Source organism: Leclercia adecarboxylata (assembly GCF_006171285.1).
GTDB lineage: Bacteria > Pseudomonadota > Gammaproteobacteria > Enterobacterales > Enterobacteriaceae > Enterobacter > Enterobacter barmai.
On the sequence record NZ_CP040889.1, the window covers coordinates 1,378,834 to 1,398,786 of the forward strand.

Below are 19,953 nucleotides of genomic sequence, written 5' to 3' on the forward strand. Positions count from 1 at the left end.
CCTTCCCTACGCTCAGTGCGTCCGGTACGGCTCCCTTACATAGTCCCGCAAGATATACACCATGTCATGCAGCAGCCCGGTCAGGTCCTGCGCCACCTTATCCGGCAGCGTATTCCCCGGTAACGCCAGAAAAAATAAAACATATAAAAATTAAATTTCTTAGATTTAATTATTACAGGGATCTATTAAGGTAACTACTGAGATATAAAAAATTACATTCTGTAAAATCATGTCATCGTATTGTCTGGATAATTTCTTACCTGAATGGAGTTAACCGGAATGGCTATACCCGCGTACTTATTTTTAAAGGATGATGGCGGTGCGTTAATCAAAGGATCGTCTGACGTACGGGATCGTGAAGGCAGTGTGGAGGTTATTGGTTTTAGTCACCGATTATATACCCCAACCGATAACAATACGGGAAGGATTACAGGCAATCGTATCCACGGTTCTTTTATCATCGAAAAAGAGTTTGATAGCTCATCAACGTACCTGTATAAAGCGGTCGCCACCGGACAAACATTAAAATCCGCAGAATTAAAATGGTACAAAATCAATGATGGCGGGCAGGAGGTTGAGTACTTCAATATGTTACTTGAGAATGTCAAAGTTGTCTCCGTTGCTCCCATAATGCATGACTGTAAAGATCCTGCCACTCTCCACCAAAACCATATCGAGCAAGTCGAATTTCGTTACGAAAAAATCACGTGGAAGCACTGTGATGGTAATCTTATTTTTTCAGATTCATGGAATGAACGTAAAACGGCATAAGGATATGCAATGGCTATTATTCCAATCATGCCTCCCGGTGGTTTTTCCCTGTTGCGCAAAAATATAATGGAAGCCAAAGCACTGGGAATGTGCAGAGGCATGGCGACCCCAACCACTTATTACTGGTTTTATAATAAAGTCAGAAATGGCGGTCCGTGGGATTACAAACAGAAAAACAGGTTATGGGCAGATTTCGGCAATTTTAATTATGGTGCTACAGGCTATGTAAGCGGCATACCCCCTGCAATTTTATTAAAGGGTGCGGGATTTGCGCAGTCCAGAGCAGGCACATCCAATGTAGAAGAGTGGGGGCACTGGTGGGAAATACCTCCCTACGGAGACGATCCAGAAGATCAGAAATGGATAAAGCAAGGTATTGATTATGCGATACAGCACGGTTATTAAATACGGGCACCGTACATTAACTCTCGTACTGCTCCTGCTGGTGGTCTGTTTTGCGTTCTACCATTACAGCCAGAGTAATGCTTATGACGATCGCTTGTACGCATCAAAGCAGCTGAATGAAAATACCTGGCTTTATATCACACAATACCAGGGTGGTAATGCGACTGTTTCTGATGTCTTCCGTTACTATTTATCGGGCGAATATTCTGAAGATCCCCTTAAAGCCGTGAAGGAAATGAAACCCTTTTTAACGGCGGATACGAGTACAGCCACCGTGACAAAAATTGGGCGGCTGCTGACGGTTCGCGTGAAAGGTAAAGTCTACAACTTCACCAACTCGGTAATGTATTTATCAAAGGGTAACGCTGTATTCCCGATTATCGAACTGTATGCCAGCGGTACAGAGTGACTTAATCCCGGCTGGCGTCGCCGCCAGCCTCCTTCCCTACGCTCAGTGCGTCCGGTACGGCTCCCTTACATAGTCCCGCAAGATATACACCATGTCGTGCAGCAGCCCGGTCAGGTCCTGCGCCACCTTATCCGGCAGCGTATTGCCCAGTAACGCCAGGTTCAGCGACTGGAGATACTCCACCATCAGGTAGGTTTCCTGCCAACAGAGCGGCATAGCGGAATCCACCACGTCATCGACGGTGAGTTGGGCGATAAGGTGCGAGGGCAAGTCTTCATCGCACAGGTGCGCCAGCCGGGTGAGCACGTGCGACAGCTGTCCGCATAATGCCAGACGCGGGGCAGTCTCTTTTGTTTCCAGCAGGACGGTCACCAGGGCCGCGCAACGATCCGTGACCTCAAACAGGTCAGCAGAGACGGGCAGCGGTGCGGTGAGCAGATGGTGGATAATGCTTTCGTCAGATTCAGGGTAAGACAGGGTTGGGATCGTAGCCATAAGGCATCCTCCTTGTACGAAAAATGAGATCACTACCAGAGTTCCTACGCTCAGGGGGTGACGCTGACGGAGGTAGGAATGCCGACGTACAAGGGGATCGGCCAGCCTTTCGACTGCTCCGCCCGCGCCACCGTAATCATATCGGCATACGCGCTGGCAGCACACCGGATCGTAAATCCGGGTCACCTTATACTAAAGCGGGTTCCTACGCCCGGTTGCAGCTTCTACCGCAACGAGGAGACTCTATGCCTTGTTTTGTCCCACAGAAAGAAAAAAGCGCCACCGCAAGTCATTCTTGCGAGGCGCTTTCCAGAATCCCACGATAAGAGGGGAAAATTATCTTGCCAGCGACACCAGCATCTTCAGACTCGCGGAGTAATAATCCTCCTGCGCCGTGATCTGCGGCTCGCCCGCCGGGAGTTGGCCCATCGCCAGATCACGCACCGCCAGTAACCCGCCCGCCATCATATAGGGTGCCGGATCGCCTGTGGTGACATTCACCCAAGCAGGCGTCTGGGTGCGGGAGAATCGTCCCCAGTACGCGGTATAGGGCGCCATCAGCGGGCTGGTTGGCTGATACCACTTCACGTACAGCGGCACGCGGATCGCGTCGTAGCTGAAGCGCGCAGGCCACTCTTTGGCCGGGGTGACGCGACCGTCGGCAGAGAGTGAAACCCAGTCCGCCGGGAGCTGGGTGTCGCCGAAGCGCATTTTCACCAGCAGCTTCTGCCCGTCGTTAATCAGGTCACGCCACACCGTCAGATGGCTGCGCTTCGCGAAATCTTCCCACGCCGGGAAGATAAAGTACGACGGGTTCAGATTCACATGGCTGTTGAGGTTAAAGCCTTTCGCTCCAGGCAACATCACGCGATAGCCAGCAAAGCTGATGACGTTGCGGGCCACCAGCTCTTTGGTAATAGCGTCCGACGCGTTCAGATAGCTGCTGTCGTTCCACTGGGTGCCCGCCTTTAACAGCGCCCAGGCGATAAAGGTATCGCCGTCGGTGGCGTTGTTTTTATCCATAACCGGATCGGCAGCCACCGGGTTAAAGCGCCAGTAGAACAGCCCCGTCTGCGGATTTTGCAGGTTCTTTTTGGTCCAGGTCCAGATTTTGTCAAAACCGGCGCGATCGTTGTTGCGCACCGCCATCATCATGGCGAAGCCCTGCCCCTCGGTGTGGCTCACGCTGTTGTTGCCGGTATCAATGATGCGACCGTCCGGCATCAAAAACCGCGCCTTGTAACTGTCCCATGCGCTTGTGGCAAAGACCTGCTGGCTGACTATCAGCCCCAGCGCCAGAACCACGATTTTAGCTCGCTGCCACATGGCCAATCCTTATTGATTATTTTGGTATCTGAAATGGATAACCGTAGCCGAGGGGGATGCCTCCCGCCACAGCGATACGTGTGATTTTCCGCCCTGTTCGCGCAGCCAGCGGGCGTAGAGCCCTTCCAGCACCGCGCTGAAGGCGTGGTTCCACGCCATCTGTTTTGCCTCTTCCGGCGGTACCGGGAGCGCAGTGTGGCAGATGCGCAGCGCCGTGTCGCTGGCGTCGATATCAATATAGCCCCAGTTAAAGGCCGCGAGCCGGGCGTTGATCTGCCCTTCGAGCTCGCCCACCGTGTGCGCCAGCCCCAGCGGGAAGCGCTCGCCCAGCGAGTCGCCCATCTGCACGAGGAACGAGCGGCTCTGCGCCTCGCCGACGTTGGCCACCATACTCTCAATCATCACGTGGATCAGCGCAAACCAGCCCGACTGCGACTGTTGATGCTGGTAATACTGCAAAAGCTGTTGATCATTCATCACTTGTTCCCCAGAAGGTAGCGGAAGTAGATATTGGCGCTACTTTCGTTGTAATCACCGAAGGTGTCATACCCGATCTGCCCGCCGATGGTCATATCTTTGTTCAGCTTGTAGTCCGTTGACGCGCGCAGGTTGTAGCCCAGACCGTTCTCGCTTTTGCCACTGTAAAACGCCTCTTTGGCAAAACCGCGTGAGACGTAATCTTCCAGCTGGCGCTGCATCGCGGAATCCGTCGGGAAGTACGGGCTCTCGTCCTGAGAGTAGGACTGATAACCAATCGACGCCCCTAGCCCCAGCTTCCAGTTGTCGTATTTCTGGGTGTAATCCACCGGGAAGGAGACGCTGATGTAGTCCTGCGGGCTGAAGTAGCCCCCCTGCCCGTAGCTGAAGTAGCTCAGGTTTTTGTCGAAGTTCATGTAGTTCATGTTGATGCCGGCTTTCAGCTCGCGATCGGCGGCGTAGTAAGGGCGGAAATAGACCCCCGCTGAGCCGTTGACGCTGGTGTTGCTCGGCACGTTCTCCCCGACGTAGTCATAGACGCCAACTCCGGCGTAGAAGCCCGCATCGGTATTGTCGTAGCTCAGCTGCGCGCTGCCGCCGTTTTTGGTGACCTGACCCCACTTCTTGCCGCTGTATTTATCTTCCACACCGACATAGGAGAGCAGGCTGTCCACCACCGCGCGACGCTCGCCGGTGAGCACCAGCTTGAGGTAGTCCGTCAGCTGCGGCGACCACTGGATCCCACCGACAACGGTATTCAGATCCTGGCCCAGCGGCGTGGAGCCGACATCAATTTTGTACTGATCCCCGGTGAGGGCCATCGCCACTTCCACACCCTGGGCGCTTTGCGAGCCCTGGGACGGCACCTTGATCTTGTCGATGTTCGGCAGCTCAGGCGGCGTGGTGGTGGAGGCGTTATACAGCTCCTCGGCAACCCCACCCTGGATCAGCGCCCCGGTACCAAACCGGCGGCTGGATTCGTCGGACGAGGTGCCCGCATCGAGGCTGATCGGCGTGACGTTCACGTCCAGACGAGAGTCGCCGAACGGCACGGTGGACCACTGCAGCGGCGCCTTGATTTCGGTCAGCTTGCTGAGCCCCTCTTCACCGTCACGCGCGCGCAGGGCGGTTGAACCCCGGGCCCAGGTGGCGGTTTTATCCACCAGCATCTCCATCATGTTATCCACCTGGCGCAGCGTCCCGGCCTGAGCGGTTTCTACCGGCAGATCGGTGCGCACGGTGCCCGGCGGCGCGGTCTGTGGATTACGCGCCAGCTGGGCCACCTGCCACGGCATCGCCTGGCCGTAGAGCGACGGGGAATCCGCCACCGCGCCGGTACTGGAAGTGCCGACAAACGGGTTGTCGGCTAAGGCCAGACCGCCCAGCATCGGGGCGGTTTCACCGCTGTTATCCTGCAGGCCGAGCAGCTTGCCGCGCGCGGTGCGCAGATAGCTCATCGCCTGCTGATGGTTACCTTCGGCCTCGGAGACCCGGGCCAGCAGCAGCAGGCGTTCCGGCGTGCCGTCGTTGGTCAGCCCGGTGCTCAGCTGCTTCGCCTTATCGACGTTTTTGCTGGCCAGCGCCACGTCAATCGCCCCGGCGCGGGCATCCTGCTGCGGCGTGTCGCGGGTCATCAGGTAGTCATAGACCACCCCCGCCTCTTTGTTCATCTTCCCGGACTGATAGACGCGCGCCATGGCAAACATCAGATCGGTGTTCTGCGGATCGTTCTGCATGGCGCGGATCAGCTTGTCGTAGGCCGCAGCGTAGTTGCCCTGGGTGCGCAGACGATCGGCCTCGTTGATCACGTAGCCGTTACGAATGCTCGCCAGCTGGGTTGGGGTACTGCGCGACTGCAGCTCCGGGTTGGCAAGCCAGGCCTGGGCTTCGCCGCCCAGTCCCGCCTGGTTGAGCACCGCCACCTGATCGGCATAATCCCCGGCGTTACCCTGCACGCCACGGCGCATGTTGTCGTGGACCACGCTCACCGCGGTGGTGACGTCCCCGCTCTGGGCCAGCATCCGCGCCAGCTTGCCGGCATCCGCCGGGCTCTGCGGTGGACGCGCCGCCAGCGCTTTCAGGGTGTTGGCCGCCGCAGTACGATCTCCCGACGCCAGATAGCGCTCGGCGACGTTCATCTGCAGGTTGTAGTTCACCCGCTGGGACAGCTCGCGCATATCGCTGTTCTGGCTGGAGGCCGGAATGCGCGACAGCAGCGTCTGCGACTGCTGCCAGGCGTTGTTTTCGCTGGCGAACAGCGCGGCGGCATAGAGTTCGCTGTTGCTGGCGTTCGGACGGAACGCCGGAGCCATGGCGTTGGCCGCCTCCGCGCTGCGCCCCTGCTTCTGCAGGAGACGGGCTAAATCAAGTCGCAGCCAGGGATCGGACGGATAGCGGGCCGTTCCCTGCTGCAACAGGGCGATGGCGCGCATCTGATCGCCGCTGGCCGCCGCCTGCTGGGCCTGACGACGCAGCGGATCGGTCGGATTGCCGCCGGAGACGCGCGGCTGGAGCCTCGCCTGCAGGCTGGCCGGCAGGGTCTGCAACATCGCCTGGGCTTCGGCGGTTTTATTCTGCTCGCGCAGGACGTAGTAGAGGTTTTCCCGGGCAGAGCCGTTGTTTGGCTGCTCGTTCAGCAGGCCGCGCAGGGTCTGTTCCGCCGAGGTGTAATCTTTGTTATGCCGCTGGACATCGGCGCGGAACAGCTTCGCCGCCGCCCCCTGCTCGCCGCTGCGCTGGGCCAGAGGTGCGCTCAGGGCCAGCGCCTGGCTGACGTTGCCCTGCTTGTAAGCCGCCTGCGCCTGCGCCAGCTGGCCGTAGAACTCGGCATCCTGCGCCTGCTGCTTGCGCTCCTCAGAGGCCGCGCCGCCGAGGCTTGCTGCACGGTTCAGGTACTGCGCCCCTGCGGCGTAGTCGCCCTTGCGCAGGGCAACGTAGCCCATCCCGGCCAGCGCGTCGGCATCTTCCGGGTTCGCTTTCAGCACCTGCTCAAACTGGCTGCGGGCGGTGTCGGTATTGCCGCTGTTCAGCGCCACATAGCCTTCGCCTTTTGCCGCCCCGCCGATGCTTTTACGGAAATAGTCCTGCACCGCCGTATCAGTGGGATGGCGTTGCAGATAGGTCTGGTAATAGGCTTCGTCGCCCGCCTGCGGCCCCAGCCACAGCAGGGCCTGACGCAGGGATTTATCCGCATCCTGGCTGCCGCTCGCCAGATCCTGCAGGATGTTCATCCCTTCACGGCGGGTGTTCTCCTGATAGGTCAGCACTTTGCCCAGCGCAATTTTGACGTTGTTATCCTGCGGATACTGCACGCGCAGCTGACGCAGCTCGCTCACCGCCTGCGGATAGAGTGATTTGTCCCCGGCCATGGTCAGATAGTATTCCGGGGCCAGGCTCGGCGGCGGCTGGTTGCCGGTAAACAGGCTCTGCCAGGTGGCAAGGGCGGCAGGAATGTTGCCGCTGCGCGCCTGCTGACGGGCCAGCTCCAGCTGCCCGCGCGGCACCTGCTGCATCTGCTTCGCGTTATCCAGCGCCTGCAGATTTGCATCCTGCGGCGAGACCGCCGTTAAGCGCTCGCGCCATTGGGCCGCCCCCTTCACGTCACCGGCCTGCTGTGACCATAAGGCCATCAGGTACAGCGCCTGGGTGTTATTAGGGTCCACCATCAGCACTTTTTTCAGCGATTCCATCGCCAGGTTATCGTGAGACTTTTCGTGCCAGTAGTTCGCCTGGTCGAACAGGGCTTTCAGCGCCGGGTTATTGGCCGACTGCGCGGCATCCGCCGCCTGGGCACCCTGAATTCCCCCGAGCGCCAGCCCGCTGAACAGGCACAGCACAGGCAGATGTCTGGCGGTTTTGTTTTTATTTTCCATAGTGTTACCACCCTTACTCACGATCTGAATCCTGTGGGTTAAGACGTTTATGCGCGCGTTTTTTCAGTAACGAGTAGAGGCTCAGGCCAATAATCGTCGCAAACAGCAGACCAAAAATTGCCAGCATGGCGGAGTGCTGCGTGGCATACCACACTACCATCATGTACCAGGGCATCTGGCCGCTCGGGAGCTGCGGGCCGACGCGGAAGCTGCGCACGCCGTTTTCATCGGTGATGATCGCCGTGTCGCCCCTGATCCCGGCGTTAATGCGGGCGGAGTTCAGGTCGTTATGCAGACGCGAAAGCTGCTCGTCGTTGCTGCCAATCGCCATCACCACCAGACGTTGCGGGTTCCACTGGGAGCGGAAGCTGACAAAGCCGCGCCAGGACTCGTTCGACGAGAAGTAACGGTCGGCATCGACGGCGGTCGTGTTCCAGTTTCCTTCCAGCAGGTTCTGCACTCTGTCCAGCATCTTCGGCTCGCGCACGCCAAAGGTGTGCTCGTTGCTGATAAAGGGTGACTGGGCCAGCAGGGCGCGGTTGAAGGCGGTCTGATTCAGCGAAGAAACCGCCAGCACGTCGCTTTCACCGAGGCGCAGCAGGTTCGCTCCGCCAGACGGCAGACCGAACATCACGCGGTTGTTGTTCAGCGCGGTACCGGTGGCGTTACCGGAGCGGGCGGAGAGATCCAGCAGGGTGCTGATCTCGCTTTCGCTCGGGTTTTCCGGCAGAAGTAATACCGTCTGCGAGAAGTCCGCCAGGCGGGTGAACGGGAACGAAGCACCCACAAAGTAAGAGAGATTCGGCAGCAGCGTGAAGTGGCGCGAATTGCTCAGGTCGATGCTCGACTCTTCGTCGATGCGGCTCTTGATGTTGTTATTGAGCAGCACGCTGCACGGCGCGTTCTCCTGGGTCTGGATGTTGAAATAGAGCTGCAGCTGGTTGTCGCCGTAAATCAGATACGGCTCCAGCGGCATAACAAAATTCTCCTGACGCGCATCGCCGCCGAGCTTGTGCCACAGCCCTTCCAGCAGCCCCTGTTTGTTGACCGGCAGATTACGCAGGAAGGTGCCGTTGAAGGTCATCGACAGGTACGAGCGCTGCTCGTCGATCCAGCTTTCGGACGGGAAACGGTAGGCGATTTTCAGCGGAATGGTGTCGCCATCCCACATAAACAGATCCGGCGCGGCGCGGAACGCCAGGGTCAGCGGCTCGTGCCAGATGCCGGTCACCGTCAGGCTCTGATCTTTACGCATCAGCTCGCTCAGCAGCACCGGGCGGTCGGTGGCGATCCAGCGCGGCGCATCGTAAGGTTTGCTGACCGGGATGTTCTGGGCTTCCACCGGCAGGCTGGTGGTCTGGCCGTTGAACTGGCCGCGGGTCAGACGCCATGCCGCACTCCTGAGCTGTTGCTCGTTATTGCCCACTACCAGCAGCAGCTTGTAGATCGGGTTGGCCGGGTTATCCACCACCTGCAGCATCGCCCCGTTCGAGGCGGGCAGGGTTAAGCCGCCAATCGACTCGCCAGGCTTGCCGAGCAGGATGCCGTTTTTCTCCGGCAACTGGTCATGCAGGGCATCAAACGAAATACCGCGGTAGTCCGCTTCGATCCCCAGCCACGAGGCGATCAGCGCCGCCGCCCCCACCTGCTCCGGCAGGGTTTTGGCCGGGAAAGCGAAGGTCAGCGTGGTCGGAGTCATCTGCATTTCGTCGAGGAACGGACGCGGGAAATGGCTCAGATCCGCGCCAATGTTCAGCTGCTGCGCCTCCAGATCGAGCCGCGTGTTCGGCATGATGGTGACCTGGTAGCTGTCGGACAGATCCCGCTGACACAGCAGTGCGTCGCCGTCGTTGATTTTGAAGCTGATGTTGTTGCGTGACACCACCATCGCCGCCGGAATGTCCAGCTGATAGTTGGACACGTTGCTGTCGGCGGAGCCCAGCGGCACCGTGCCCAGCGGCTGGCCGTTGAGCATCAGCTGCAGCGTGGTGTTGCGCGCCGCCATCGCCGGAGAGACCTTCAGGTTCAGCTCCAGCTGGGCGTTGGTGATCACCTGGTCCGCCGAAAGGGTAAAGTCGATCCCGCCCTGAAGCTGCCCACCGCTCAGCACCACGCCATTCGGCTGCCCCATCTGGGCGACGGTGATGCTGCTGGTGGTACCGGGGGTGATCCCCATCGGCACCGGAGAAGCAGGCGCGGCATCGGGTGCCGGGGTCGCAGGCACCGCATCCGGCATCGGGCTGGCAGGCTCTGCGGCCGCCTCAGCCGCAGACGGGGTCTGGAACGCGGGCAGCGTATCGGGAGCAGGCAGTGAAGCCGGCGCCGTGTCCGCAGCGGGCTGCGCCGCCTCCGTCACCGGGGGCGGGAGATCTGTCGGCAGCAGCGATTCCACGGTGGTCGGCTCTTCCGCCGTCACCGGCTGCGCCAGTACGCCAAACACAAAAAGCAACTGCAGGGCTTTGCGGGTCATCCCTTTCATACAGCGGTATCCTCGGTGGCATTATTCCTGCGCCCTGCATCCTCATGGCGTTGACGACGCTTGTTACGACGGTCTTTCCAGGTCAGCCAGAACAGATCAAATACGCTGCGAATAATGATAAACAACGAGCGGAACGGGTTGTCCTGGCGTTTAGGCGGGTTGATCCACGCATCGGCGCGGGCCAGCACCACGCGCACCAGTTCGCGGCGGCGGTCCAGCGGGATCTCGTCAAACATCAGGCGAATGTACTGCTCATCGTGGGCAATCACATTCACCGGGATGCTGATCGCCCCCGACTGCAGCTGCAGCTCAATCTCTTCGATCTCGTCGGTAAGGTGGCGGTCATCCACCACCGCAATACGGCAGCCGCCCATGGATAAATCCAGGGTATGGCTGCGCGAGGAGATACCGCTGGCGTAGTGGATCACCACCGGCACGCTGGCATCGATACGGATGGTTTTACGCGTCTGGCGGGTTTCCCGCGCTACGGCGATGGCGGCCAGCAGGAAGATCAGGCTGTAGACGCCCCAGCCGACGTTAAGGGCGATAACCATCGGGTCGACGCTGAAGTAGTCATGGGCGACGGCGCGCACGATACCGGCGATCACCCCCGCCGCCAGCAGCACCGCGATAATCAGGTGCGGACGGACAATGCTGAAGTCGAAGTAGCCCACATCCAGCAGCGCGCCTTTATCGGTCACGTTGAACTTGCCGCGTTTCGGGAAGATCAGGGTGATTACCGTCGGCAGCACCAGGTGGAAGGCCAGCACCAGATCGTAAATCTCACCCCAGAAGCTGTAGCGGAAGCGCCCGTTGACCCGCGAGTTCACATAGATACAGAGGAACAGGTGCGGCAGCATATAGGCGAAAATCAGGCTCGCCGAGGAGTGGATAATGTTCAGGTTAAACAGCAGATAAGCCAGCGGCGCGGTAAGAAACGCCACGCGCGGCAGGGCAAACTGGAAAGACAGCATGGCGTTAAGATAGCACAGACGCTGCTGCCACTTCAGGCCCCGGCCCAGCAGCGGGTTATCGACGCGCAAAATCTGGGTCATGCCGCGTGCCCAGCGGGTACGCTGGATCACGTGCACCACCAGACGTTCCGTCGCCAGCCCTGCCGCCAGCGGAATATCCAGATAGGCCGACTTCCAGCCCAGGCGCTGCATCTTCAGCGCGGTGTGGGCATCTTCGGTGACGGTTTCTACCGCAAAGCCGCCAATCTCTTCCAGGGCGCTGCGGCGGATCACCGCGCAGGAGCCGCAGAAGAAGGTGGCGTTCCAGTTGTCGTTTCCGCGCTGGATCTGCCCGTAGAACAGCTGGCCTTCGTTAGGAATATCGCGGCCCGCAGAGAGGTTACGCTCGAACGGATCCGGCGAGTAGAAGTAGTGCGGCGTCTGCATCAGCGCCAGCTTCGGATCCTGCAGGAAGGCACCCACCGTCGCCTGCAGGAAGATACGCGTCGCCACGTGGTCGCAGTCAAAGACGCAGATCAGCTCGCCTTTGGTGAGCTTCATGGCGTGGTTGAGGTTGCCCGCTTTGGCGTGGGAGTTATCGTTACGCGTGATGTACCCTACCCCGACGTTGGCGGCAAACACCGCAAACTCGCTGCGCTTGCCGTCATCCAGCAGGTAGATTTTCAGTTTATCCGCCGGATAATCCAGGCACTGCGCCGCCAGCACGGTATCGCGCACCACGTCCAAGCTCTCGTTATACGACGGGATATAGATATCCACCGTCGGCCACTGGGCCATATCATCGGGCAGCGGGACGATCTTGCGCTGTAACGGAAAGAGGTTTTGCAGATAACTTAAAATAATGGTTATCCAGATATAGAGTTCGGCGAGAAATAACCCGATCCCCAGTATGGCCTCTATTTCGGAATTAAAATGCAGCGTCTGCGTGGCCCGAAACCAGATATATCGTGTGGACATTAACACCGCCACAATCATCATGATTACCGACACGCGGTGGTGTTTGCTAAAACCAAGCAGCATTAGCGCCCCGATGCTGATTAAGCCGAAGATATACTGCTTCTGGCTATCCATCGGGGTAATAATAATAAGCACTGCAATAGGCGCTAAGACCAATAGCAGTAAATAAAACAGCGCCTTTTTCATAGGACGTCCTGGAAATTGTCGTCAGAAACTGGAGGTTCTCAGACTGGCGTGCACGGCGCCGTCACCGACCTGAATACCCAAAATAGCCGCGATACGCTTACTCACCAGCTCGATATCGAACGCCGCCGCCGAGGTGGCGCTGAAATCCAGTATCGACTGCTGTGAGGCATTGGCCTCAGGCACGCTTTCATCCCGGTTGATCACACCAAGCAGGCGATCGCCGAGGCGTTGCTGTAAGAAGGCGGTGACGTCACGGCTGATATGGCGCCGGTTATCACTCTGGTTCACCAGGAAATAGTATCCGGCCTTGTTATCTGGCGGTGCGCCGCCGGTCAGCCGGTGGTTTTCAATGTGGGGCAGCAGCGACAGCGATGCGGTGTCGGCCAGCAGGGTCACGAGGTGCAAATCGGCCAGCGGAGAGATCGCCTTCAGCGCCGGGTTCGGCCCTGGCGGGAAGTCGGCCAGAATAACCAGCCCCGGGTAGCTCAGCAGAGAACTTAACCCGCGCGCGAGGAAATTGCTGTCGCTGGTGAGGTTGTGTTCAAAGATCAGGCGCTGCTCTTCCGTCACTTCGCCATAGGGCAGGACGAACATATTGTTGCCCGCCGTGAGCACTGACTGGCTCCAGTCTGCCGACTCATTGGCACGGGCAACGTAGCCGCGACCGTCGGACAACGGTACGCCAAAATGCAGACGCAGCGCGTTCTGTACATCGAAGTCAATGGCCAGAACTTTATTGCCGGAACGAGCCAGAGCATAAGCGAGGTTGGCCGTGACCGTGGTTTTCCCTACTCCGCCTTTTGGCGAGCAAATACACACTAACGGCATGAAGCGATTTTCTCCAGGAGCGGTTGTAACGGAAGATCTTTCACCGGATGGCTGGCGCGTTCGGACGTTTTGGTCGCGAACAGCTGCTCAAAGCGCACCGGCTCCGCCGGTTTCGGCGCAGGGACGGCCTCAGCAATGGGCACCACAGGCGCAGGCGTTGCCCGCAGCTCAGCCTGCGGCACCAGGGCTGGCACCTCTTTCACCGGCGGCGGGCTTGTCGGCTCGGGTTTTAGCTGGTCAAAGAACGAAGGTGCAGCCGGGTTAATCGGCGATTGTTCCCCTTTTTCTGCGCTAACGGCATTCATGCTTTGCATGATCGACGGCGCAGCACCCGCGGGCCCGGCCACAGGAGCTTTCGTCAGGCTGGCAAGGGCAATATCCAGTTCACCGGGTTTCACCGCCTGTGGAACAGGAACGGCGACGCTGCCGGCTTTCGCCAGCGCCGAATCGTTATCCACACCTGCCAGCTGGTTGATGATCGCCCAGCCGCTGGCGGAAGCCTGCTTGTTTTGCGCAGACAAGTCCTTGAAATTGATGTCACCGGTGCGCGTTTTATCCTTGAAACGCTGCAAATCATCATAATTTTTCATGGCATTACTCGTGATTCACAAGTCAGTATTTTTTGTTTCCTGCATGACTTTGCCAGGGACAACAGTTTTATGGGAATACGAACATGTAAAGGGGATGAGTGATTAACAACCGTCATAAAGTACTTCCCTTTACGCGTGGTCATATTTGTTTAGTAAATGTTCTAATGCATATTACGTAGAGCTAATACTATGTACAAGCTTATCGACAGATCGCGTAATTTCTCCACTATCCGCCAGCAGAACCCATAACATAAAGATAAAATCTTGCTCTTCGTTATCCCTACAACAGATTAATCCAGCGAAAATATAACATGTGACGTTTAATATCGACAGGTAACTATAAACATGAGTTATGAAAAACAGGATATATCGGTGAGCGCTCCGGGTTAACCGGTGTTTGCGGGCAGGTTAAAAAGAGGGGCAATAAATTAATCCCGGCACAGGGGCCGGGATTGAAGAGGTTACTGAGCAGTCTGCCCGTATTTCGGCGAACGCGGGCCATATAACAAACCCCGCGGCCCTGGGCTAAACAGACGTGCGCTGGCGATGCGGGCAACGTCATAGGCTTTGTCCGTAGCCGAATGCGCAATCTGGGTGATCGCCGCGTTGATTACCATTCCCAGCAGGCCACCGTTGTTATTGGTCTGGCCTTCATTACTTGAAGCCGAGGCAGCGCCTGTCCACAGCTCTTTTCCGGTGCGCAAATCCACCAGACGCGCCGAGGCAATAACCCGCGTATCGCTGCTGATCACCTGGTAAGAGGTGCCGTAATCGGTGATGGTGATATACATCACCGCATCCGCGCTGAAGATATCGTGCAGTTTTTTCAGCGGGATCGCGCTGATGTCGTCAGGATGGGTCGCGCCGTTTTGTTTAAACGTCTCTTCCACCACTGCCACCGGGAACACATAGTAACCGGACTCGGCAAGCGGCTGGGTTACGTTGCTCAAAAAGCCGTGGTTCGCGTTGATGTCCGGCGACTTATTTACTGGCGGCAGCACCAGAATGCTGCGCGGTTTACTTTCTTTAAAAGCGGAATAATCGGCCGGGGGCGTCTTATTGGTTGTGCAACCCGTTACGACCAGCGTCAATGCCAGGGTCAGAAGAGCGGAGATTCCTTTCATTTTAGGTTCCGTTATTTTTTCGTGGTGAGGAAATCAATATAAGAAGCCGATTCCGGGTACTGTTTTTTCTCGGCGTTAAATTCGGCCATCGCCAGATCTCTGTTCCCGGTATTGCTGTAGAGCATCCCCAGTTGGGCATGCACGCCAGGCGGCACAGGTTTGCTGCTGGCCTGCGATGCCGTAATCAGTTTCTGCAGTGAGGCGATCTGCTCCTGCGGGCTGGTTTTACTGGTGTAGTAGTCATAAACAGTGTCCTGATAATCACCCCAGGTATAGATCTGCTGCGGTGATTTTGTTGCACACCCGGCCAGCAGCAGCATAGCTGCGCCGGAAAGCAGGCTTTTTATCTTTGCCATCATTAATTCCTTTTAATGTGTATTTGACGGGTCCCAGCTGCCGTTTTCAGTACCGGCAACCAGGTTATTTACCGCTTCGCGGATCGCGAGATCGAGAACTTTGCCGTTCAGCGTGGCGTCGTAGCTGGCCGTGCCGCCAAAGCCGAGCACTTCACGGTTAGACAGCGTGTATTCACCCGCTCCCTGGGATGAATAAACCACTTCGGAGGTGCTGACGTTAACCACGTTGAGAGCCACTTTCGCATACGCCACCTGCGACTTGCCGCGCCCCAGAATGCCAAACAGCGCCCTGTCGCCGGTCTCTTTGCGACCAAACTCCGTCACATCACCCGTGATGACGTACGACGCCCCTTTCAACTGCTGACGCTTTCCGCTGATGCCGGACTCGTTTTTAATCTCTTCCATATTTGCGCGATCCAGCACGTTGAAGCGGCCAGTTTGCTGCAAATGGGTGATCAAAATGGTTTTTGACTGATTACCCAGATGGTCGACGCCATCTGAAAAGATGCCATTCATGTAGCTGGAGCGGTTATCAAATTTCCCGACCGATATCGGGCTGCGCTGCCCCTGCCACGAGGTGTTATAAGTGGCAACTTTCGCCACTTCAACGGACCGGGAGGATTCCGTTGCACAGCCTGCAAGTAATAACGCGCTTAAGCAGAGCGAAGTGGCAATAAATTTATTGACCATGATATTTAAATTTCCTTTTAGAAAAAATGGTGTTAGCACCATTCTCCTTATTGATATTATTCGAAGGTTTTTGGGTTTTTTAAGAGGTAATTAATTATAAATAAAACTTTATTAAACACACAGCGTTAGCGATTCCATTATGACAGACAGCGATTCATTTTGTTCGTGTTTATATATTTTTCAGATTTTATCTTGCCTGCGTTTGATTAACGCAATAATCACCCTCCTGTCAGTAATCAAAAACCATTCAAATTACATATACAAACCTTACAAAAATGCACACCATGAATAATAAACATAAGATTTAAAATAAAATAAAATAAAAACAATCCTTATATACATTAGCGCGCTATGAAAAAAGTTTACCCTATGTTAGGGTAATAGTGTTAAGTTAATCGAAATGCCACATCTGATTTCTTTCAATAAACCTTGAGAATTAACCAATGAGCATCTGGCCTTTTTTAGAGGAAGAGTTAATACTTTACAGGGATACCTCTAACGCAATTAACGATTTGTTAGTTACCTATGAAAACGAATGCTTTAGTCTCATGCAACAAATCAAAGGTTCTTCATTTTCGGAGGCTCAAAGGCATTTTGACCGGCTTTATGAGATTAAGAATAAGCTATGTACCATTCAATATCAGTACGGGTTTGGGTTAAACGAAAAACTACAGAATTTGATATTTTATCTTAATCATGATGACATCGATTTTCGGCAATTTGTGTATATAAATATCTGCAATGGATTGTACTGGTCAGATGTAAGCAGAACGGATACTTGACATTCCCGGCGTTAGAACGGTTATAAATATTCAGGAGGCTGTTTAAGCGCCCGACATTTTAGCTACCGCGCCTGTGTGTTTAATTATATTAGTGTTGTTAAAGAGCCTGTATCTGTATGACCAATTGCTATTCCCACAGCCCGGCCTGCGCCTGAACGGCAACTGGCTGGCTGAAGCGGGATTCAGCACCGACACCCCAGTCATTGTCAGCGTGGAGCAGGGAAGACTGGTGATCGAGCCGGTTAAGGGCTGACGGGTAAAAAGATCCCAGCTCGGTGGCCGGGATCTATGATGATTAATAAAAATCTGGATCAACCAGACCTTCAGCCTTCACGATTTCAAGGAAGCGCTTATAGGCATCTTCATCTCGTTCTAATATATCATCCAGCAACTTTTCTTTAATCAGTGCCCAATGATGAATGCTCTTCGCATTATTTTCAAAATACATTGCCTTAAAATCCATTTCTGATTCAATTACAGTCACTTGACTCGCTCTATATGCAATCAAGCCTCCATAGTTTTTGGGAAACCCATAAAAATATGTTTCGTCACCAAACCAATAAATTGAAAACACATTTATAACTGTTCCATCTTTCTCTCTGATTTTCATTTAATTAGCCCTTTAATATTTTCGAACACATCTGCCGGATTAGAGCTAATCCTTTGTGGAGTATCAATTTTAATATCATAAGCTTTACCAGTAGTAGAGTTGTACTGATAATGAATAGTTATTGATTCTCCCTTGGCATTTTTCTGGACTGCCTGCATCTTCTGGAAACCTGCACTTGCAGGGAAACGCGGATCATTATTCATGCCGAGCAGTTTTTCTCCTGCTGCCGGATTTTCCTGCACGTGTTTCCATACTATTTGTTCATTCAAATCCCTCGGTACTGCCGATTGTTTACCCGGTTTCGCCGTCGATATTTTCTCCGCCGCACTAATCAGGATTTTGTTATCAATAATACCGGCTGCTTTACCCGCTAATGATAACGCTTTTTCTGCCGGGATTGACGTCAACAGAGCCAGCGCGTAGTCCTTCGCCTCTTCCGCTGTCAGCAGAGCCATTACCGTATCAGAGCCTGGATTGTTACTCAGGATGGCTTTGATAATATCCGCGCTTTCCGGCAAATCACCGCGCACAATATCCTGTAATCCGGCCTGCACCTGCTCCGGCGAGAGATTGTTGTCCTGCGCATATTTCACCCAGGATGTAGCTGCCTGTCCGGTTTCTGTCATCCCTTTCGGCAGACTCAAAGCATTATTCTCAACCGCATTCTTCCCGGCCCCGGCACCCGCTGCCGCAGCCGCCGTGCTGTCACCCGCCAGGCCACCCGCCATTCCCGCCGAAATCGTGGCCAGGGCGCTGACCGTCTGCTTCTGCTCCTCGCTCAGTTTCGACGGGTCTTTCACGTCCGGATACAGTACGCCCGCGATGGCCTTCGCGGCAAGCTCACCCGCTGCCGCGCCTGCGGCGCCTGCTGCGGCGCTGTTCCCCTGCAGGGCGGCAACCGCCCCGCCCAGAATGGCGTGGGCAATGGCTTTGCCCGCGACATCATCCTCACTGAGACCTGACCTGTGGCCGATGGCATACGCCAGCTCCGGGGCTGCCGCGCCCGCCAGCGCCCCGGCCATATTCCCGCCCGCAAGGCCCTGCAGCGCCGCCGTGGCCGCCTGGATACCCCGCTGGATAGTGCTGCCGGTGCCGTACTTCTCCATGGCCGTTTTGTATTCGGACGTCTCACGCAGCGCTTTCTGATACTCCGCTTTTTGCTCTTTGCTGGCATCCGGCCCCGGCTCGTATTTGCCCTCTTTCGCCAGTTTGTTCCGGGCCGCATTCAGGCCGGTGATTTCCCCCTGGGTCCGGGCGATATCGGCCGCCTGCGCACCAATTTCAAGGATCAGCTGCGCTGCCTGCAGCCGCTTCTGCTCTTTCTCCTTGTCGAAGATCGGGCTGATACTGCCGTTGGCATGCTCCGTGTCACGGCTCAGGTCGGCCACATCCTGCTGCTGGTTCGCCGTATCGCGGACGGTGATGGTCCCCTCGCTCACTGCCGCCCGGGTGGTGCCTTCCGCGTGGCCGCTGCTGCCCAGCCCGGCAATCAGGCCGTTCGCCATGTTCCCGGCAAACTGCTGCCCGATATTGCCCCCGGAACTGATGCCCGCGCCCTGGTGTCCGGTCCTGAAGTCCGCCCGGTTGTGGATATCCCTGAAGCCCAGCGTGCCCGTGTCGAGACGGTTTTTCTCCGCCTCCGCCGTCGAGGCAATCACCCCGCCGTCCAGCTGCGTGTGGTTCCCCACCGTCACGTCAAAACCGCCCTTCCCGGCGAAGATCCCGCTCTGCTCCTGCACCGAGTCGTAGTCGCTGGCGATTTTGTCCCGGCTGGCGCTGATGCTCCCCGAGAATCCGCCCGCCCCGAAGGTGTACCCCACCCCGCCGCTGACGCTGCCCTGCTTACTGTTGTAGTGGTCGCTGTCCTGCGTACTGGCAATGGTCAGGTCGCGCCCGATATCCGCCTTCACGGTTTCGCCGCTCACCTGCGCGCCGGCCAGCGTGGTATCGCGCCCGCTGTTAATCGTGAGCTGACGGCCCGCATCCACCGTGGCCTCGTTCTGCCGGACCCCGTTGCCCTTCTCGTGCCCTTTGCTGCTGCTGGCACTCGCCGAGATGCTGATGCCCGTCCCGCCGGATCCCGCCCCCAGCCCGACGCCCACGCTGCCGCCGCTGCTGCTGTTTTTACCCGTCGTCTGCTGGGTGTCCTGCGAGGCAAGCAGGTTCACGTCCCGGGCCGCATCAAGCAGCACGTCCTTACCGGCCTTAACCCGGCTGCCCGCCACGGTGATATCGCTCCCGGTGGCCTTAATCGTGACGTTGCTGCCCGCGTTCAGGCTGCTGCCCGCCGATGTTTCGCTCCGCATGTGCGAGGAGGATTTTGACGACTGTGAGCCCAGCGAGGCGTTGATGCCGACGGTGTTGAAGCTTCCGCTCTGGCTGGTGCCCTGCTCGCGCATGTCGTGGGTGGATTTGCTGGTGCCGACGGTGAAGCCGATACCTCCCGTGCCCATCAGGCCGGACTTTTTGGTCTCCTTGAAGCGTCAGGAGGTGTCGGTGTTGGTGGCCGCCACCGCTGAGCCCAACACCCGCAGGTTGTTGCCCGCAATAACTTTTGTTGGTTATTAACCCAGCCCCCGGACCCAACACCTGCTACGCGGGTTTGTACCGCGTTTTAATTTA

16 protein-coding genes and 1 pseudogene are annotated in these 19,953 nt (G+C 56.7%); 4 read left to right on the forward strand and 13 right to left on the reverse strand.

Translation table 11 applies throughout. The annotated features are described in order from the left end of the window. The first annotated feature begins 279 nt into the window (after positions 1-279). From FHN83_RS08310 to FHN83_RS08320, 3 genes are read left to right on the forward strand one after another with little or no spacing between them, the layout of a single operon-like run. A complete protein-coding gene (locus FHN83_RS08310; RefSeq protein WP_138370254.1) occupies positions 280-771 on the forward strand; it encodes an Hcp family type VI secretion system effector in 492 nt (163 codons plus the stop codon). A 9-nt stretch (positions 772-780) separates the two neighbouring features. Beyond that, entirely contained in the window at positions 781-1,176 is a 396-nt protein-coding gene (locus FHN83_RS08315) for a polymorphic toxin type 44 domain-containing protein (protein ID WP_139563654.1), read from the forward strand. After that, positions 1,154-1,585, forward strand: a complete 432-nt coding sequence (locus FHN83_RS08320) for a hypothetical protein (protein WP_139563655.1) — start codon at positions 1,154-1,156, stop codon at positions 1,583-1,585. The genes FHN83_RS08315 and FHN83_RS08320 overlap by 23 nt, the downstream gene beginning before the upstream one ends. Before the next feature lie 42 nt (positions 1,586-1,627). Here FHN83_RS08320 and FHN83_RS08325 read toward each other — a convergent pair whose 3' ends face one another. The 11 genes from FHN83_RS08325 to FHN83_RS08380 form a co-directional block, all read right to left on the reverse strand. Continuing rightward, a complete protein-coding gene (locus FHN83_RS08325) occupies positions 1,628-2,080 on the reverse strand; it encodes a hypothetical protein (RefSeq protein ID WP_139563656.1) in 453 nt (150 codons plus the stop codon). Between the two features lie 336 nt (positions 2,081-2,416). Continuing rightward, positions 2,417-3,406, reverse strand: a complete 990-nt coding sequence (locus FHN83_RS08335) for a glycosyl hydrolase family 8 (RefSeq protein ID WP_139563657.1) — start codon at positions 3,404-3,406, stop codon at positions 2,417-2,419. A gap of 9 nt (positions 3,407-3,415) precedes the next feature. Beyond that, positions 3,416-3,883 (reverse strand): cellulose biosynthesis protein BcsD, encoded by a 468-nt coding sequence (bcsD, locus tag FHN83_RS08340; RefSeq protein ID WP_039031732.1) that lies wholly within the window; start codon positions 3,881-3,883, stop codon positions 3,416-3,418. Beyond that, entirely contained in the window at positions 3,883-7,755 is a 3,873-nt protein-coding gene (locus FHN83_RS08345; RefSeq protein WP_039031731.1) for a cellulose biosynthesis protein BcsC, read from the reverse strand. The genes bcsD and FHN83_RS08345 overlap by 1 nt, the downstream gene beginning before the upstream one ends. Positions 7,756-7,768: 13 nt before the next feature. Next, positions 7,769-10,234: a cellulose biosynthesis cyclic di-GMP-binding regulatory protein BcsB gene (gene bcsB / locus FHN83_RS08350; RefSeq protein WP_139563658.1), complete on the reverse strand. Its 2,466-nt coding sequence runs from the start codon at positions 10,232-10,234 to the stop codon at positions 7,769-7,771. Next, positions 10,231-12,351, reverse strand: coding sequence for a UDP-forming cellulose synthase catalytic subunit (bcsA, locus tag FHN83_RS08355; protein ID WP_052246239.1), 2,121 nt, complete (start codon positions 12,349-12,351; stop codon positions 10,231-10,233). The genes bcsB and bcsA overlap by 4 nt, the downstream gene beginning before the upstream one ends. 21 nt (positions 12,352-12,372) lie before the next feature. Beyond that, positions 12,373-13,179, reverse strand: a complete 807-nt coding sequence (bcsQ, locus tag FHN83_RS08360; RefSeq protein ID WP_039031729.1) for a cellulose biosynthesis protein BcsQ — start codon at positions 13,177-13,179, stop codon at positions 12,373-12,375. Then, complete coding sequence (gene bcsO, locus FHN83_RS08365; protein ID WP_139563659.1) at positions 13,170-13,769, reverse strand: cellulose biosynthesis protein BcsO; 600 nt, start codon at positions 13,767-13,769, stop codon at positions 13,170-13,172. The genes bcsQ and bcsO overlap by 10 nt, the downstream gene beginning before the upstream one ends. Before the next feature lie 461 nt (positions 13,770-14,230). Continuing rightward, positions 14,231-14,893, reverse strand: coding sequence for a DUF799 domain-containing protein (locus FHN83_RS08370; protein WP_139563660.1), 663 nt, complete (start codon positions 14,891-14,893; stop codon positions 14,231-14,233). An 11-nt stretch (positions 14,894-14,904) separates the two neighbouring features. Then, positions 14,905-15,249: a DUF4810 domain-containing protein gene (locus tag FHN83_RS08375; RefSeq protein WP_139563661.1), complete on the reverse strand. Its 345-nt coding sequence runs from the start codon at positions 15,247-15,249 to the stop codon at positions 14,905-14,907. Between the two features lie 12 nt (positions 15,250-15,261). Continuing rightward, entirely contained in the window at positions 15,262-15,939 is a 678-nt protein-coding gene (locus FHN83_RS08380; protein WP_139563662.1) for a CsgG/HfaB family protein, read from the reverse strand. A 906-nt stretch (positions 15,940-16,845) separates the two neighbouring features. On the opposite strand from FHN83_RS08380, the gene FHN83_RS28565 reads away from it, so the two are divergent. Further along, positions 16,846-16,974 carry a SymE family type I addiction module toxin gene (locus FHN83_RS28565; RefSeq protein WP_419146411.1) on the forward strand — a complete coding sequence of 43 codons (129 nt, stop codon included), beginning with the start codon at positions 16,846-16,848 and terminating at the stop codon, positions 16,972-16,974. 42 nt (positions 16,975-17,016) lie between these two features. Here the strand turns inward: FHN83_RS28565 and FHN83_RS08390 are convergent, their stop codons facing one another. Next, the gene (locus tag FHN83_RS08390; protein ID WP_039031723.1) at positions 17,017-17,331 is read right to left on the reverse strand and encodes a hypothetical protein; all 315 of its coding nucleotides are present in this window, start codon (positions 17,329-17,331) and stop codon (positions 17,017-17,019) included. Positions 17,332-17,966: 635 nt separating this feature from the next. After that, positions 17,967-19,877: pseudogene (locus tag FHN83_RS08395) on the reverse strand (hemagglutinin repeat-containing protein); the annotation flags it as partial. Between the last annotated feature and the right edge of the window lie 76 nt (positions 19,878-19,953).

What these genes read in the sequence shown, in the direction of transcription:
- FHN83_RS08310 (WP_138370254.1), top strand. Translation starts at nt 280, where the DNA reads ATGGCTATACCCGCGTACTTATTTTTAAAGGATGATGGCGGTGCGTTA.
- FHN83_RS08325 (WP_139563656.1), bottom strand. Translation starts at nt 2,080, where the DNA reads ATGGCTACGATCCCAACCCTGTCTTACCCTGAATCTGACGAAAGCATT.
- FHN83_RS08320 (WP_139563655.1), top strand. Translation starts at nt 1,154, where the DNA reads ATGCGATACAGCACGGTTATTAAATACGGGCACCGTACATTAACTCTC.
- FHN83_RS08380 (WP_139563662.1), bottom strand. Translation starts at nt 15,939, where the DNA reads ATGGTCAATAAATTTATTGCCACTTCGCTCTGCTTAAGCGCGTTATTA.
- bcsO (WP_139563659.1), bottom strand. Translation starts at nt 13,769, where the DNA reads ATGAAAAATTATGATGATTTGCAGCGTTTCAAGGATAAAACGCGCACC.
- FHN83_RS08315 (WP_139563654.1), top strand. Translation starts at nt 781, where the DNA reads ATGGCTATTATTCCAATCATGCCTCCCGGTGGTTTTTCCCTGTTGCGC.
- bcsD (WP_039031732.1), bottom strand. Translation starts at nt 3,883, where the DNA reads ATGAATGATCAACAGCTTTTGCAGTATTACCAGCATCAACAGTCGCAG.
- bcsB (WP_139563658.1), bottom strand. Translation starts at nt 10,234, where the DNA reads ATGAAAGGGATGACCCGCAAAGCCCTGCAGTTGCTTTTTGTGTTTGGC.
- FHN83_RS08370 (WP_139563660.1), bottom strand. Translation starts at nt 14,893, where the DNA reads ATGAAAGGAATCTCCGCTCTTCTGACCCTGGCATTGACGCTGGTCGTA.
- FHN83_RS08375 (WP_139563661.1), bottom strand. Translation starts at nt 15,249, where the DNA reads ATGGCAAAGATAAAAAGCCTGCTTTCCGGCGCAGCTATGCTGCTGCTG.
- bcsQ (WP_039031729.1), bottom strand. Translation starts at nt 13,179, where the DNA reads ATGCCGTTAGTGTGTATTTGCTCGCCAAAAGGCGGAGTAGGGAAAACC.
- bcsA (WP_052246239.1), bottom strand. Translation starts at nt 12,351, where the DNA reads ATGAAAAAGGCGCTGTTTTATTTACTGCTATTGGTCTTAGCGCCTATT.
- FHN83_RS08345 (WP_039031731.1), bottom strand. Translation starts at nt 7,755, where the DNA reads ATGGAAAATAAAAACAAAACCGCCAGACATCTGCCTGTGCTGTGCCTG.
- FHN83_RS08390 (WP_039031723.1), bottom strand. Translation starts at nt 17,331, where the DNA reads ATGAAAATCAGAGAGAAAGATGGAACAGTTATAAATGTGTTTTCAATT.
- FHN83_RS08335 (WP_139563657.1), bottom strand. Translation starts at nt 3,406, where the DNA reads ATGTGGCAGCGAGCTAAAATCGTGGTTCTGGCGCTGGGGCTGATAGTC.